This window comes from Fictibacillus enclensis (genome assembly GCF_001457035.1).
Lineage (GTDB): Bacteria > Bacillota > Bacilli > Bacillales > Fictibacillaceae > Fictibacillus_C > Fictibacillus_C enclensis.
The window spans coordinates 17479-32860 of sequence record NZ_KQ758620.1 but is presented as its reverse complement, the minus strand read 5'-3'; the positions used below and the strand labels follow the sequence as shown (position 1 = coordinate 32860).

Sequence of the window (15382 nt, the reverse complement as noted above, 5' to 3'; positions counted from 1 at the left end):
AACGAGAGTCCGCATAAGGTTATGCGGGCTCCTTTTCTGGTCTGATATGTTAATATAAAAGTATTAGCGGGGTGAGAAATATGACAGTCATTACAAAGATCACAACTCAAAAAAAGAATGCGGACCGTTTCAATATCTACATCGACCAGGGCAAAGGAGAAGAGTATGGCTTCAGTGTTGATACTGATATTTTGATTAAATACAAATTGAAAAAAGGACTGAAAATTGATACAGAGGAGCTAAGAGACCTCCTCTATGAAGATGAAATCAAAAAAGGATTTAACACCTCTCTTCAATATCTTTCATTTCGAATGAGGTCTGTGAAGGAAGTCCGGGACTACTTGAAAAAGAAGGAGTACGAGGATAATGCCATCGAAGAGGTGATCAAGCGGCTGCTGGAGTACCGATATCTTGATGATGCCGAGTTTGCCCTGATGTTTGTACGGACAAGGAAGAATACCACATCAAAAGGGGTGGGGGTCATAAAAAGAGAGCTGTCACAAAAAGGCATTCCCGAACCTGTTATTAAAAAAGCATTAAAGGAATATCCGCTTGAAGAGCAAGTTGAGACGGCTGCTTCTTTCGCTCAGAAAAAGGCAAACCAAAATAAAGGCGTGTCCAGTAATGAAAGGAGAAATAAAATATCCCAGCAGCTCCTGCAAAAGGGATACTCCTGGGATGTGATTGAAGAAGCTCTGCGAAATATTGACCTGAAAAGCTCAAGGGATGAAGAAAGGGACGCTTTGTTAAAGCAGGCCAACAAGGCCCATAAGCGCTATAAAAAGTTTTCCGGTCTGCAATACCGCAACAAAATGAAGCAGCATCTATATGGGAAAGGATTTCCTGTCGATATGATCGATGAAGTGCTTAATTCTGATTTTACCGATCAATAAAGATTTCTGCTTTTCCGGTGTCTTCAGCTGCAATTTGTACAGCCACCTGCTCAGGTGTTTTAAACCGCGATTTGTCCTTCACATGGTCGCTGTCCTCCCAAAACGGCGTATCCATTCCTCCCATGTAAACCGCTGTTACGCTGATGCCGGTTCCGTCCAGTTCTTTTACCAGACTTTCCGTAAATCCTCTCACGGCAAATTTGCTGGCGCAATAGACGGATTCATTTATTTTGCCCCGAAGTCCTGCGGTGGAAATGATGTTCATGATTTGGCCTTCTGCTTTTTCCTTTAAATAAGGCAAAGCCGTCATCGTAGTGAATAGTGGGCCTTTTACATTGATATCCAGCAAAAGGTTCACTTCCTCCTCTGTAAACTTTTCCAGAGGCCCAAAGATCCCCGAGCCGGCATTATTGATCAGCATATGTATGTCCTCTTGCTGAAAAAGCTGTCCAAATACGTGTTTTACTTCCTCCATGGATGTTACATCACACGCATAACAATCCGCGTGCTGCCCTCTTTGCACCAGCACATCTTTCACCATCGTCAATTTCATTAAGGTGCGCCCGATAAGGATTACTTTATACTTTTTTGCATATTCTTCCGCGAGCGCCGCTCCAAGTCCTGAGCCGCCCCCGGTAATGATCACTGATTTCATGGGATCATCCTTTCAATACGTTTGGATTCTTATACAATGTTTATTATACTAAAAGCAGAAGAATGGAGGCTCATCATGGAAAAAAGATATAGTGAAATGAACAAGACAGAACTTCAGAACGAAATTGCTAACCTTCATGCAAAAGCGCAAAAGGCGGAACAAATGGGAATGGTCAGCGAATTTGCCGTGTATGAGCGGAAAATTATGATGGCAAAATCATATATGATGGATACGGCCCTGTTTGATCCCGGAAAAACATACGGCGTAGAGGGGGATCCCGGATCTTCCTTTAAAATATTGTATATGAATGGGATTTTTGCCTGGGGATACCGAGACGAATCGCAGGAATTGGAAGCTTTCCCGATCGCCATGCTGCAGCAGCCCGGCCAATAATTGAAAAAAGAAGCGGAAAGGGCCGCTTCTTTTTCCGGCACTACTAACGCTTGCGTGTTTGGATGTAAGCCGCTTGGCATCGCTGATTGTTTCAGCAACATCCATAACCGCAAGAGCTATTGATCATCCCGGTGTCGATTGGATTGAAACATTCGTTCCTCTGGATGGTCACGAATGGATCCGTCTGGCCGCTTGGAAGAGAATTCTTCTTTGGCTCTCGGCTCACCTGAGAAGGAGATCCGATTAGGAAAGTTTTTTGATTTGTTTCGCATGTTTAGCCCTCCTTTTAATCGGTTCCCATCTAGTATGGTTTGAATAAAAACCTTTAATGTGAACAGAAAACGGCAAAATAATGGATAAGGAGGAAGAAAAAATGGAGGATAGATTTGACCGCCTTGCCCGTGTGCTCATGTCCAAAAGTGAACATCTCACCTATGACGATGCCAGAAGCTGGATCGAAGGATTGTGGGAAGATTTTGAATCATCCCGTGCGCGTGCGGGATACAAATATGGCGGTAAAAATAAAACAGAAGAAATGGTTGTGCAATGGATCAACAGCTTTGGTCCCAAGCTCCATGAATACGAAACAACCAATCCCAAATTTAAACACTTGAAAAAAAAGAAGTGATGAAGGAGTTTCCTTCATCACTCGTTTTTTAATACACCCGGTGTATAATCCAGTTTTTTTCGCAATCTGTCCTCACTGTATACCCAGCCGGTATAAGACGTTATGATATTTAATTCTTCATCCAACTGGACAATGGCGACAAAGGGATAATGCCCTTTGCTTCTGTAGCGAAGGTCGATAAAACGGACTTCATGTCCATGGCTGTTCTTTTCCACCTCCCACCGGTAAACCGGTGAAAAGGAAAGGAACGCCGAAAGGTTTTTGTCTTTCTTGGCGGCATGAATAACGTCTGTATCGGGCACTTCTACACGGTCAAAGGTGTCGAGCACCCTGAAACGGCCTTGTTTCATGTTACCTACAAAGAATTGATGTTTTGTTTTAATGGCCAGATGGTACTGTCCCCATTTGATGGTGGGGGATGCGATGACTTCAATGGTTTCCGGTATGTGATGCCGGACCACCTGGGCAATCCGGTGACGGTTCCAGATCCTGAGCAAATAATAACCAGCCAGGATAATATAGGTTACTGCAAACGTCCTTCCTGGATCAAAGCCTCCGTACCATAATGCCAATCCGAGCAAATGAAGGATGAAAATGAATGGGTCAAAAATGCTGATGACACCCAGAGCGACCCACTTCTTTGAAAAAGGATAGAGAGCCTGTGTGCCGTAAGCATTAAATATATCGACAAAAACATGGAGAAACACTGCCAGGGACGTCCAAAGCCATAAATGCAGACCATTGGCCCCGGGGCTCAGTCCATAAATAATTAATGACACTACAGCCGGCCAAATAAACAGGGCAGGTACGGAGTGGGTGATTCCCCGATGGTTGCGGATGTAAACGGCATTGTTTCTTAATTTTAAAATGGTGTCAAAATCGGGTGCTTGTGAACCGATCAGTGTACCCAGAATAACAGCATGGGCAGTGATGGAATCGGAAGAGACGGCCGGATCAAGCATTGCCAGCCCGCCAAGCCCGAGCCCCATTACGACATGGGTTCCAGTATCCAATTTACACACCTCCTAACGTGTTTAGTGGGTGAATGGAGGATCTTACCTTGAATGATAAACTAACGGTTTTTATTGAATATAAAGTAAACACCGATCAGGTCGGTGAATACGAAATGTATATGAAAAAAGTGCTTGATGCATTAATGAAAGATGGTGTGTCGACGCCTGTCTGGATGAAAGCCATCGACCAGGATTTTCTGTATGTTGAATGTTTTGATGTCAGTGATCCACAAGCTTACAACTCCATTAAAGAAAAGCGACTGTCCACAGAGCATACCGTTTATGGAGCGCTGGAGCAAATGATTTCCGGCGGCCTGTCAAAGCTCCATTGCTGGGCATTTGAAAAGAAAGGTGAATAAGCATTTTGAATTCTTATACTGACGATTTTTCGATTTTAAATTTTCAGCGAGACCTGGTGGACTGGTACAAAATGAACCAGCGTGATCTGCCATGGAGAGCAGATCAGGATCCCTATAAAGTATGGGTCTCGGAAATCATGCTTCAACAAACCCGTGTGGACACGGTTATTCCCTACTTCAATCGGTTCCTTAGCCTTTTCCCAACGCTCGAAGCGCTTGCCGAAGCAGATGAAGAGAAGGTGTTGAAGGCATGGGAGGGTTTAGGTTATTATTCCCGCGTTCGCAATTTGCAAACCGCAGTAAAAGAGGTTGCCGAGCAATATGGAGGAAGAGTCCCCGATACACCGGAGGAAATATCCAAGCTAAAAGGTGTCGGGCCCTATACCGCTGGAGCGATACTGAGCATTGCCTATGGCGTCCCGGAACCCGCGGTGGATGGCAATGTTATGCGTGTACTGTCACGGATTCTGCTCATTGAAGAAGATATTGGAAAGGCGAAATCGCGGACTTTATTTGAAAAGGCGGTTCGCGAGCTTATTTCAAAGGAAGATCCTTCCTCATTCAATCAGGCACTGATGGAGCTTGGAGCACTGATCTGCACACCAAAATCTCCGGCTTGCCTGACTTGCCCTGTTCATGAGCACTGCCGTGCCTTTGAACAGGGAAGGCAGCGGGAACTTCCTGTAAAGGAGAAGAAAACAAAAGTTCGTCATGTGGATATAGCTGCTCTTATTTTGTGGAGAGAAGATGGGAAATATCTCATTCACAAACGGCCCAAGGAGGGCCTGCTCGCTAATTTGTGGGAATTTCCGAATGTTCCGGTCAAAAAAAGAGGGCAAAGTGAAATTGAAGATCTTAAAGTTTTTCTCGAAGCCGAATGGGGAATATCAGCAGAAATCGGAGACCATATCAGTAACCTTGACCACGTATTTTCCCATCTGAAGTGGGATATTCAATTATTCGAAGGGCGATGCATCTATGAAATTGGAGACAAGGATGACCTCAAGTGGGTAACCTTTGAGGAAATGGAAGCTTATCCTTTTCCGGTCTCACATCAAAAAATTATAAAATTGGCGAAAGAGGTGGCAGTCTTATGAATTTAGGTCTTGATCAGAAAAGAGTATTAATTACCGGAGGTTCCAAGGGCATTGGAAAGGGAATTGCCAAGCTGTTCCTTGAAGAAGGAGCATTTGTCGGCATTTGCGGACGACAGGAGGAGACGCTGACAGAAGCGAAGGAAGAATTGGGCCAAGCCCTTTTTACCATGAAGGGGGATGTGACGTCACCTGAAGACCGGGAACGCATTCTTCAGGAATTCATCTCGCATTTTGGAGGCATCGATATCCTTGTTAATAATGCGGGAGGAAGCAATGGATCGGCTGTAATGGAAACCACAATGGACCAATTTGAAGAATCGGTGCATTTGAATTATTTGTCCGCGGTTGGGATGAGCAAGCTGGCAGCGGAAAAAATGGTAAAGCATGAAAAGGGCACAATTCTTAACCTTTCTTCCATCTTCGGCCGAGAGTCGGGTGGAAAGCCAACCTACAATGCCAGCAAAGCTGCTCTCATCTCGTTTACAAAGTCCTTTGCAGATGAAATGATATCCCAGGGCGTGAGGGTTGCGGGAATTGCGCCGGGTTCTGTATTGCATCCAACGGGTAACTGGCAGCGCCGGCTGAAAGAAACTCCGGAGAAAATCAACCAGTATATTCAGCAAAACATTCCAGCCCAGCGATTTGGAACGGTAGAGGAAATTGCCAACACGGTTGTATTTTTGGCATCTGACCGGGCTTCTTGGGTGGTTGGTGCCACGTTGAACGTTGACGGCGGGCAATCGTACAGTAATTTTTAAATGAAAGGTGATCCTGAACGTTCAGGATCACCTTTTGTGTGTTTTAATCCACTTTGGGGGTAGTGCCTCTCTCATAACTCGCTTCATCGCTTTTCAGACCGCCCCTGGCTTCAATTTCCTTGATGATTTCTCGATGTATGGTCACACCTTCTTCATTTAAATAAGGTGTAATCTGCTGGAAAGACTGGTGAAAGTGTGCCAGTTCACTGTCCTTCCATTCCTTTTTATCCATCATATCCAGCTCGCTCATGTCTCTTCCTACATACATGATGTTACCTCCCAGTGCCAGTTTTGGTGCATACGCACCACGCTAAAAAGCTTTTTTAGTTTTTCATCCCGTTTGCAATCCTATACCCGGTCTGGGGATGCCGCAACCACGGAAAATATTCATCAAAAAAAATTTTTTTGCTCACATAAAAACATTTGATGAGGGTTAAATTAATTTTCGTGGAGGTGATACACATGGACAAACAGTCAAAAACAAACGCACAGCAAGTTAGACGTCAAAACCAACAGTCTCAAGCTGGCCAAGGTCAATACGGTGCTGAGTTTGGAAGCGAAACTGACGCTCAACAGGTTCGTCAGCAAAACGCTCAATCTCAACAACGCAAAGGCCAAGGTAACCAACAGTAACCTCTATCCATTAATGCTCCCTGCTATACGCAGGGGGCATTTTTGGTTTTCTTGGGTTTTTTGACTACATACAGGGGGAAAAGAACTAGGCAATGAAAAAATGGGCGAGCTTTTTTTCAATAAACAGGGTAACTATCATTTCCAAACTATTCTTAAAACGATATACTATAGAAGAGAAAATAACGTAAAGTAACTGATCTTGGGGATGATGAACGCCGGGCAGGGCTAGAATAGTGATGAGACGACACAATGAACGTATTTTGCAACGAAGCTGGTGAATTACCTATATGTATTATTTTAAACGGAAAGGAGTAACCCCATAACTGGTAAACCATTGGCTTCCGGAATCGCGAAGGAAAGGAGAGGCATATGAGTTTTCCCACACCCGGAAGTATTATTGATATTCAGAGCTACAAACATAATGGATCCCTCCATCGAACCTGGGAAGATACGGTTATCCTGAAAGGAAGCTCGTCAGTTGTTATTGCGGGAAATGACCGTATTCTGGTAACAGAATCAGATGGCAGGCAGTGGCGGACACGAGAACCGGCAATCTGCTACTTTAACGCTAAACAGTGGTTTAATGTAATCGGCATGATCCGGCAGGATGGTTTTTACTACTATTGCAACCTGGGGACACCGTATATTTGGGATAATGAGGCGCTAAAATATATTGATTATGATCTGGATATAAAAGTTTTTCCTGATATGTCCTATATACTGCTCGATGAAGATGAATACAGCCTGCACCGACAGATCATGAAATACCCGCCAGAGCTTGATTACATTATCCAAAAGAACCTAAATGATTTAATTTCCATGATCAATCAGAGAAAGGGCCCGTTTGAACCTGGCTTTATAGAGCAATGGTACGAGCGGTATTTGGAATTCAGATAAGAAAAAACCTGTTGAATCAAGCATTCAACAGGTTTTTCTGCCCATAAGGATGTATACTATAGATGTTTGCGATGGACGCCTTGGCTGGATCCGGACGGGATCTTTCCTCAGGCGTTATTTTGGTATGAAAGCGTGTTAAACGGCCGCTTCAGCATTTCTTGATCCAGCTTCAGCGACCAAAAGCTTGGTCGTTTCACTCTCTCACAAAATACAAAAAGCGTATTTATGTTCGAGAGTTCCAACGCCTTCGCTTTTAAACGGCCGCTTCAGCATTTCTTGATCCAGCTTCAGCGACCAAAAGCTTGGTTGTTTCACTCTCTCACAAAATACAAAAAGCGTATTTATGTTCGAGAGTTCCAACACCTTCGCTTTTAAACGGTCGCTTCAGCATTTCAAATTAGGGTGTGATGTTTTGGACAGTATCAAACGGTATTTGGGTTTTGTTAAACCTTATAAAAAACAGATCGGATGGACGATTGTGATCGGGATTTTGAAATTTGGGATTCCGCTCCTTATTCCGCTCATCTTAAAATATGTGGTGGACACGATTATTGGCGGGGAAGGATTATCGACCAGTGAAAAAATGGTCAAACTGTTCTGGTTGATGGGAGGAGCATTCTTTATTTTTGGTGTGCTGCGGCCGCCGATTGAATATTACAGACAGTATTACGCCCAATGGGTAGGCAGTAAAGTTTTATACGATATAAGAGACAAGCTGTATCAGCATATTCAGCGGCTCTCCTTGCGTTTTTACTCCAATAATAAATCGGGAGAAATCATCTCCAGGGTCATTAATGATGTGGAGCAGACCAAAGATTTTGTCATTACCGGGTTAATGAATGTCTGGCTGGACATGTTTACGATTGTGATTGCCATCGTGATTATGGCCACCATGGACGGCTGGCTGACGGTAGTGGCACTGGCCATGCTGCCGTTCTATGGCCTATCGGTTAAATACTTTTATACAAGGCTGCGCGGACTGACCAAACAGAGATCGCAGGCGCTTGCCGAAGTTCAGGGGCATTTGCACGAGAGGGTGCAGGGAATGTCCGTGATCCGGAGTTTCGCTCTTGAAGACTATGAACAGGTTCAATTTAATAAAAGAAATTCCCATTTTCTAAACAAAGCGATGGATCAAACGACATGGAATGCCAAAACGTTTGCTGTGGTGAACACCATTACAGATATTGCTCCGTTGCTTGTTATTGGCTTTGCGGCCTACCGGGCCATCGGAGGGCATATCTCCATCGGGGAAGTGGTGGCTTTTGCAGGCTATATGGACAGGCTGTACAATCCTCTACGAAGACTGGTGAATTCATCCACCACGCTGACACAGTCCCTGGCTTCCATGGACAGGGTCTTTGAATTTATGGATGAAGAATATGATATCTATGACCAGCCAAAAGCCAGAAAACTGAACGGAGTAAAAGGGCAGCTTTCATTTGATAACGTGTACTTCCGTTACAATGAGAGTGAACCTTATGTATTAAAAGGAATCAATCTGGAAGTGGAACCTGGTCAGACGATCGCCCTTGTGGGAATGAGCGGCGGCGGAAAATCATCCCTCGTCAGTCTGATTCCAAGGTTCTATGATGTTTCCGAAGGCAGCATTCAACTGGACGGGGAAGACATCCGCAACTTTAAGGTACGTTCGCTGAGGGATAAAATCGGCATGGTTCTGCAGGATAACATTTTATTCAGTGAGTCTGTAAAAGCCAATATTCTCATGGGAAATCCTGATGCGTCTGATGAGGCAGTGATATCTGCGGCAAAAGCAGCCAACGCCCATGACTTTATCAAGAGCCTCCCGGAAGGATATGACACAAAAATCGGAGAGAGGGGTGTCAAACTTTCCGGCGGCCAAAAGCAGCGGCTCGCTATTGCCAGGGTTTTTCTTAAGAATCCCCCGATTTTGATTCTTGACGAGGCAACATCCGCTCTCGATTTGGAGAGTGAACACTTGATCCAGGAATCGCTCGACAAGCTTGCAAAGGAACGGACGACGTTTATTGTCGCCCATCGATTGGCGACGATTACTCATGCCGACCGTATTGTAGTGGTGAATAATGGCGAAATTGCAGAAAGCGGAACCCATCAGGAACTTATGGCTCGACAAGGAGTTTATTATAATCTGTTTACGGTTCAGCAGCTTGGAGATTAAATGGGTAAGTCTAGGAATAAAGTTGTGATGTGTGAAACAGAAAACTAAGGAAAAGGGCGGTGTACACCATGTGCACCGCCTCTTTTTTTTATTAAAAAAGACCCGCATTTAACAAAAAATTGTTATTTCTTTTAAACTTTTAAAAATTTTCATATTGTCAAATTATCAGACTAGTGTCATAATTCGAAGTAGAGTGTCCTACTAAATGTTCACGCAGAAAGAAAAAAGCATCATAGAAAGGGGTTGGGTTAGTGAGCAGTCCTGTCTTGGAAGTTAAAGGATTAAGGACCTCCTTTATGACAGATGATGGTGAAATTTCTGTTGTTAATTCCATTGATTTTCAGGTGAATTCCGGAGAAGTGCTCGGAATCGTCGGAGAATCGGGATGCGGCAAGAGTGTTACCTCTTTATCTGTTATGGGACTTGTGCCTTCACCCGCGGGAAAAGTAGAGGGAGATATTCTGTTTAATGGGGAGAATCTTGTTTCAGCATCGGAAAAGAGAATGCGACAAATCCGCGGAAATGAAATCGCCATGATTTTTCAGGAGCCGATGACAAGTTTAAATCCGGTTTTCACCATCGGCAGCCAGCTGATCGAAGCTTTGCAAATACATAAAAAATGGCCAAAGAAAAAAGCTCAGGCACATGCCGTTGATATGCTGAAAATGGTTGGTCTTCCACGTGCGGAAGAATTAATGAAAGATTTTCCGCATCAATTATCTGGAGGAATGCGCCAGCGGGTAATGATTGCCATGGCCATGATCTGTGCTCCGAAACTGCTGATTGCAGACGAGCCGACGACGGCTCTTGATGTAACGATTCAGGCACAGATTCTTGAGCTGATGAAAAAACTCAATGAAGAGACAGATACAGCCATCATGATGATCACGCATGACCTTGGTGTGGTGGCAGAAATGTGCCAGCGTGTGGTTGTTATGTATGCAGGTAAAGTGGTGGAAGAGGCAGATGTCAAAACCATCTTTACATCTCCTAAGCATCCTTATACAGTAGGACTAATTCAGTCTGTTCCGGATATGAGGGATAAAAAAGAGAGACTATACTCCATTCCAGGAAACGTACCAAAGCCCGGCTCGGTAAAAACGGGATGCCAATTTGCGCCCCGGTGCGCCCATGCGTTTGACCGCTGTATCAGCGAAACGCCTGCGCTGGAAAGCCTTGGAGGCAACCAAAGGGTCCGATGCTGGCTGTACGAGGATGAGAAAGGGGTAGACATCGTTGACCGAACCATTAGTTAAAGTTGAAAATCTTAAGAAACATTTTCCGATAAAAGGCGGTCTTCTTGGAAAGACCATTGGTGAAGTAAAGGCTGTAGACGGAATATCTTTTACCATCCAAAAAGGGGAAACACTGGGCCTTGTAGGGGAGAGCGGCTGCGGCAAGTCGACGACAGGACGCATGCTGCTGAGGCTTCTGGAACCAAGTGAAGGAAATGTTTTTTTTGAAGGAAAAGATGTTCTCGGCCTGTCTTCAAATGAAATGCGCAAAATGCGAAGAGAAATGCAAATGGTGTTTCAAGACCCCTTTGCTTCACTCAATCCGAGACATACCGTTGAGAAAATTTTGGAGGAGCCGCTGCTCGTCCACGGTGTGAAAGATGCAAAGGAACGAAAGAAACGGGTGAAGGAGCTTCTGGAGGTTGTTGGACTGAACAGCTACCATGCCAATCGCTATCCCCACCAGTTCAGCGGCGGACAGCGCCAGCGGATCGGGATTGCACGCGCACTGGCTGTAAACCCCAAACTGATTATTGCCGATGAGCCTGTATCTGCATTGGATGTTTCCATCCAATCTCAGGTGCTCAACCTTTTGCAGGATCTTCAAAAGGATTTTGGTTTAACCTACTTGTTTATTGCCCACGATCTGGGTGTGGTCAGACATATCAGCGACAGGGTGGGGGTCATGTATCTCGGCAGGATAGTGGAGCTGTCAGACAGTGAACCGCTTTATGATAATCCACTTCACCCTTATACCCAGGCTTTGCTATCGGCGGTGCCTATTCCGGACGTAGAAATCAAGAAGGAACGCATCATACTTAAAGGGGATGTACCAAGTCCCTCCAATCCGCCAAAAGGCTGTGCATTTCATACCCGCTGCCCACAGGCAATGGATGTGTGTTCTGCCAGACGGCCCGAATTTAAGGAAGTGGATAAAGGCCATTACGTAGCTTGTCATCTTTATGAATGACAGCTCGTACACATAAATAGAGGCAAAAAAACTATATGAAAATGGGGGAAAGAACATGAAGAAAAGTTCATTAACAGTTTTGGTGTTACTCTTGGTTCTCTCACTGGGGCTCGCCGGCTGTAAGTCTTCAAGTGAAGGCGCCAGCAGCGATGGAAAAGAAAAAGGCGGCGGCGTCATGATTTATGGACGAGGCGGCGATGCGGTTGGACTGGACCCGGCTCATGAAACAGACGGTGAATCTTTTATCGTTACAGAGCAAGTATTTGAAACATTGACAGGCTATAAAAAAGAAAATACAGATGTTGTGCCTGAGTTGGCAAAGAGCTGGGATATTTCCAAAGACGGCCTTAAATACACGTTCAAACTTGAAAAAGGAGTTAAATTCCAGGATGGCACCGATTTTAATGCAGATGCTGTTGTGAAAAACTTCGAGCGCTGGGTGAATGGCGACGCTGCCAAATTCCCTTACTATGCTTCCATGTTTGGAGGATTCAAGAACGATCCTGGCCAGGTGATTAAAGAAGTAAAAGCACTTGATGATTCTACAGTTGAATTTACGCTGAAACGCCCGCAAGCGCCATTCCTTAAAAACCTTGCGATGAGCCCGTTTGCGATTTCAAGCCCTGCTGCGATTGACAAATATGGCGATAAATACGGAGAGCATCCTGTAGGAACAGGACCTTTCAAGTTTAAAGAGTGGAAGCGTGGAGACACGATTTCTGTGGTTAAAAACGATAAGTACTGGAAAAAAGGACTTCCTAAGCTTGACGGTGTTACGTTTAAAGTCATTAAAGACAACTCTGCCCGCCTCAATGCGTTAACCAAGGGCGAAGTGGACTTGATCGACGGAGTAAACCCAAGTGACATTGATAAAATCAAATCGGATAAAAATCTCCAAATTTTTGAGCGTCCTTCCATGAACGTTGCTTACTTCGGTTTCAATACGGAAAAAGCACCATTCAACAAAAAAGAAGTACGCCAGGCGATCAGCCATCTTGTAAACAAAGATGATTTGATCAAAAACTTCTACAATGGAACAGCTGAACCTGCAATAACGCCGCTTCCATCTTCCATTGCCGGACAAAATAAGGATGTAAAAGACTATGCTTATGATGAAGCAAAAGCAAAAGAGCTTCTGAAAAAAGCAGGATATCCAAACGGTTTTAAGATGGATCTTTGGGCAATGCCGGTATCACGTCCTTATATGCCAAACGGACAAAAAATTGCTGAAGCCATCCAGGCAAACCTTGCAAAAGTTGGAATCAAAGCAAACATTGTAACGTTTGAGTGGGGTACGTACCTTGAGAAACTGCGTAAAGGCGAAGCACCTGCTTTCTTGATCGGTTGGACAGGGGATAACGGAGATGCGGATAACTTCTTGTATACGCTTCTTGATAAAGATACGATCGATTCCAATAACTATTCCCGCTATAAGAGCGAACCGGTTCACAAACTGTTGATTGAAGCACAATCCACAGCTGATGAAGCAAAACGTGAAGAGCTATACAAAAAAGCACAGGAAATCATTCACGAAGATGCACCATGGGTTCCTCTTGTACATGCTAAGCCACAGCTTGCTGGTGTGAGCACGATTAAAGGTTTCTACCCGCATCCTAAAGGCTCTCAATCATTTGTTGATGTTTCCATGTCGAAGTAATGAAAAAACGGGGGAGTATCTTGCATGCTCCCCTTTTGTTTTGGAGAAAAACATCAGGATGTAACACAACTATGCGTAAATGAGGTGTGGACATGTTTTCTTATACAATCAGAAGGGTTGGTTTGCTGATACCCGTACTTCTTGGCATGACGTTCATTGTATTTATGATGATTCGCGCGATCCCTGGTAATCCTGCGCAATTGATCCTGGGCCAGCAAGCGTCAAAAGACGCGATTGAAACACTGACAAAACAATTGGGCCTCGATCAGCCTTGGTATACGCAATTCGTTCATTACTTAGGCGGACTGTTCCAGGGCGATCTGGGGATGTCATTAAAAACAAGATCTCCGATCAGCGATGAAATCTGGCCGTATTTAGCAGCAACCATCGAACTGTCGCTTGTAGCGATTTTAATTGCTGTCATTGTCGGTGTGAATGCGGGCATTATTTCCGCCTGGTTTCAAAACTCATGGTTTGACTATGGGGTTATGCTGATTGCACTTATTGGGGTTTCCATGCCCATTTTCTGGCTCGGTTTAATGGAGCAATATTTTGTATCTATTAAATGGGACTTGCTTCCGACAACAGGACGGGACAATATACGGATGCCCGTGGAAGCCATCACGCATTTGTACTTGATCGATACGCTGATAGAGGGAAGGTTTGACCAGTTCATTGAAGTGGTGAAGCACTTAATCCTGCCTGGTATTGCCCTTGGTACCATTCCGATGGCGATCATTGCAAGGATGACCCGCTCCAGCATGCTTGAAGTCATGAGATCTGATTACATCCGTACAGCACGGGCAAAAGGATTGAAAATGTTCTGGGTGGTGTACAAGCACTCCTTGAAAAATGCGATGATTCCGGTTGTTACTGTCATCGGTCTGCAGACGGGGCTTCTTCTTGGAGGTGCCATTCTGACGGAAACCATCTTTGGATGGCCGGGAATCGGAACTTATATATACGATGCCATCCAGTCACGTGACTATCCTGTGATCCAGTCCGGGATACTTGTAGTGGCGACATTGTTTGTTCTTATAAATCTGTTCGTGGATATACTGTATGCGGCCATTGATCCGCGCATTAAGTACTGATAGGGGGAGTTTAGTATGGCAGAATTGGCACAGAGCACACCACCGTTAAACAACCCGCCGGTGATGGAGCAAAGCGATGACAAAGTGATCTCGCCCTGGAAAGATGCGTGGCGCTCCTTTAAAAAGAATAAACTTGCAATGGTTGGATTGGGAATCGTTGTTTTTTTCATCTTGATCGCGATCTTCGCTCCGTTGTTGGCACCATACAGCTTTTCGGACCAAAAACTGGCGGACAAGCATCTTGCGCCTTCAGGCGAGCATTGGTTCGGTACGGATGAGTTTGGCAGGGATATTTTCAGCAGGGTACTCTACGGAGCAAGAATTTCCCTCTGGGTAGGATTTGTTTCCGTAGCCGGATCTGTTATTGTCGGCTCGGCCCTGGGAATTGTCGCGGGCTATTACGGCAAAATCGTGGATGGAATTATCTCCCGAATTTTTGATATTCTGCTTGCATTTCCGAGCATTCTTTTGGCCATCGCTGTTGTATCCGTTCTTGGGCCATCCCTGAGAAACGCATTGATTGCCATTGCCATCATTAACGTTCCGATATTCGGAAGACTTGTTCGTTCACGCGTGCTGAGTGTTAAGGAAGAAGAATACATTACAGCGGCAAAGGCGATCGGCATGAAGGATTCCAGAATCCTGATTCACCATGTACTTCCCAACAGTATGGCACCGATCATCGTTCAAGGGACACTGGCCATCGCGACAGCTATAATTGAAGCCGCAGCTCTCGGTTTTTTGGGTCTTGGAGCCCAGCCTCCAACTCCGGAATGGGGGAAAATGCTGGCGGATTCAAGGGATTTCATTATTCAGGCTCCTTGGACCGTTATCTTTCCGGGCCTCGCCATCATGCTGACCGTTTTGGGCTTTAACCTGATGGGGGACGGCCTCCGGGATGCACTCGATCCTAGAATGAAGAGCTAAAGTGCAAAAAAC

18 protein-coding genes are annotated in these 15382 nt (G+C 44.9%); 14 read left to right on the top strand and 4 right to left on the bottom strand.

Features of this window, described 5'->3' with window-relative positions:
• The first annotated feature begins 80 nt into the window (after nt 1-80).
• On the top strand, nt 81-893 hold the full coding sequence (gene recX, locus AS030_RS18165) for a recombination regulator RecX (RefSeq protein WP_061974296.1): 813 nt from the start codon (nt 81-83) through the stop codon (nt 891-893).
• Here the strand turns inward: recX and AS030_RS18160 are convergent.
• Nucleotides 880-1548, bottom strand: coding sequence for an SDR family NAD(P)-dependent oxidoreductase (locus tag AS030_RS18160; protein ID WP_061974294.1), 669 nt, complete (start codon nt 1546-1548; stop codon nt 880-882). The genes recX and AS030_RS18160 overlap by 14 nt on opposite strands.
• 75 nt (nt 1549-1623) lie before the next feature.
• On the opposite strand from AS030_RS18160, the gene AS030_RS18155 reads away from it, so the two are divergent.
• Nucleotides 1624-1941: a YfhH family protein gene (locus AS030_RS18155; RefSeq protein WP_061974292.1), complete on the top strand. Its 318-nt coding sequence runs from the start codon at nt 1624-1626 to the stop codon at nt 1939-1941.
• Between the two features lie 116 nt (nt 1942-2057).
• On the opposite strand, the gene sspK is transcribed toward AS030_RS18155, so the two are convergent.
• A complete protein-coding gene (gene sspK, locus AS030_RS18150) occupies nt 2058-2213 on the bottom strand; it encodes a small, acid-soluble spore protein K (protein WP_061974290.1) in 156 nt (51 codons plus the stop codon).
• 101 nt (nt 2214-2314) lie between these two features.
• Here sspK and AS030_RS18145 point away from each other — a divergent pair, with 101 nt between their 5' ends.
• On the top strand, nt 2315-2569 hold the full coding sequence (locus AS030_RS18145) for a YfhJ family protein (protein WP_061974288.1): 255 nt from the start codon (nt 2315-2317) through the stop codon (nt 2567-2569).
• A gap of 17 nt (nt 2570-2586) precedes the next feature.
• Here AS030_RS18145 and AS030_RS18140 read toward each other — a convergent pair whose 3' ends face one another.
• A complete protein-coding gene (locus AS030_RS18140) occupies nt 2587-3582 on the bottom strand; it encodes a metal-dependent hydrolase (protein ID WP_061974286.1) in 996 nt (331 codons plus the stop codon).
• A 47-nt stretch (nt 3583-3629) separates the two neighbouring features.
• Here AS030_RS18140 and AS030_RS18135 point away from each other — a divergent pair, with 47 nt between their 5' ends.
• The 3 genes from AS030_RS18135 to AS030_RS18125 are packed head-to-tail and all read left to right on the top strand — an operon-like array spanning nt 3630 to nt 5796.
• Nucleotides 3630-3941 (top strand): hypothetical protein, encoded by a 312-nt coding sequence (locus AS030_RS18135; protein WP_061974284.1) that lies wholly within the window; start codon nt 3630-3632, stop codon nt 3939-3941.
• Between the two features lie 5 nt (nt 3942-3946).
• On the top strand, nt 3947-5038 hold the full coding sequence (gene mutY, locus AS030_RS18130; RefSeq protein ID WP_061974282.1) for an A/G-specific adenine glycosylase: 1092 nt from the start codon (nt 3947-3949) through the stop codon (nt 5036-5038).
• Nucleotides 5035-5796: an SDR family NAD(P)-dependent oxidoreductase gene (locus tag AS030_RS18125; protein WP_061974280.1), complete on the top strand. Its 762-nt coding sequence runs from the start codon at nt 5035-5037 to the stop codon at nt 5794-5796. The genes mutY and AS030_RS18125 overlap by 4 nt, the downstream gene beginning before the upstream one ends.
• 43 nt (nt 5797-5839) lie before the next feature.
• Here AS030_RS18125 and AS030_RS18120 read toward each other — a convergent pair whose 3' ends face one another.
• Nucleotides 5840-6064, bottom strand: coding sequence for a hypothetical protein (locus tag AS030_RS18120; protein WP_061974278.1), 225 nt, complete (start codon nt 6062-6064; stop codon nt 5840-5842).
• Between the two features lie 188 nt (nt 6065-6252).
• Between AS030_RS18120 and AS030_RS18115 the strand changes: the two genes are divergently transcribed.
• The 8 genes from AS030_RS18115 to AS030_RS18080 all read left to right on the top strand — a co-directional run bounded on the left by AS030_RS18115 (nt 6253) and on the right by AS030_RS18080 (nt 15370).
• On the top strand, nt 6253-6429 hold the full coding sequence (locus AS030_RS18115) for a gamma-type small acid-soluble spore protein (RefSeq protein WP_090237575.1): 177 nt from the start codon (nt 6253-6255) through the stop codon (nt 6427-6429).
• A gap of 369 nt (nt 6430-6798) precedes the next feature.
• Nucleotides 6799-7326: a nucleoside tri-diphosphate phosphatase gene (ntdP, locus tag AS030_RS18110; protein ID WP_061974274.1), complete on the top strand. Its 528-nt coding sequence runs from the start codon at nt 6799-6801 to the stop codon at nt 7324-7326.
• A 412-nt stretch (nt 7327-7738) separates the two neighbouring features.
• Complete coding sequence (locus AS030_RS18105) at nt 7739-9487, top strand: ABC transporter ATP-binding protein (RefSeq protein ID WP_061974272.1); 1749 nt, start codon at nt 7739-7741, stop codon at nt 9485-9487.
• A gap of 251 nt (nt 9488-9738) precedes the next feature.
• Nucleotides 9739-10743 (top strand): ABC transporter ATP-binding protein, encoded by a 1005-nt coding sequence (locus AS030_RS18100; RefSeq protein WP_061974270.1) that lies wholly within the window; start codon nt 9739-9741, stop codon nt 10741-10743.
• Nucleotides 10724-11692, top strand: a complete 969-nt coding sequence (locus AS030_RS18095; RefSeq protein WP_061974268.1) for an ABC transporter ATP-binding protein — start codon at nt 10724-10726, stop codon at nt 11690-11692. The genes AS030_RS18100 and AS030_RS18095 overlap by 20 nt, the downstream gene beginning before the upstream one ends.
• A gap of 55 nt (nt 11693-11747) precedes the next feature.
• Nucleotides 11748-13349 (top strand): ABC transporter substrate-binding protein, encoded by a 1602-nt coding sequence (locus AS030_RS18090; protein ID WP_061974266.1) that lies wholly within the window; start codon nt 11748-11750, stop codon nt 13347-13349.
• A 92-nt stretch (nt 13350-13441) separates the two neighbouring features.
• Nucleotides 13442-14443, top strand: coding sequence for an ABC transporter permease (locus AS030_RS18085; protein ID WP_061974264.1), 1002 nt, complete (start codon nt 13442-13444; stop codon nt 14441-14443).
• 15 nt (nt 14444-14458) lie between these two features.
• Nucleotides 14459-15370 (top strand): ABC transporter permease, encoded by a 912-nt coding sequence (locus AS030_RS18080; RefSeq protein WP_061974262.1) that lies wholly within the window; start codon nt 14459-14461, stop codon nt 15368-15370.
• Nucleotides 15371-15382: the final 12 nt, after the last annotated feature.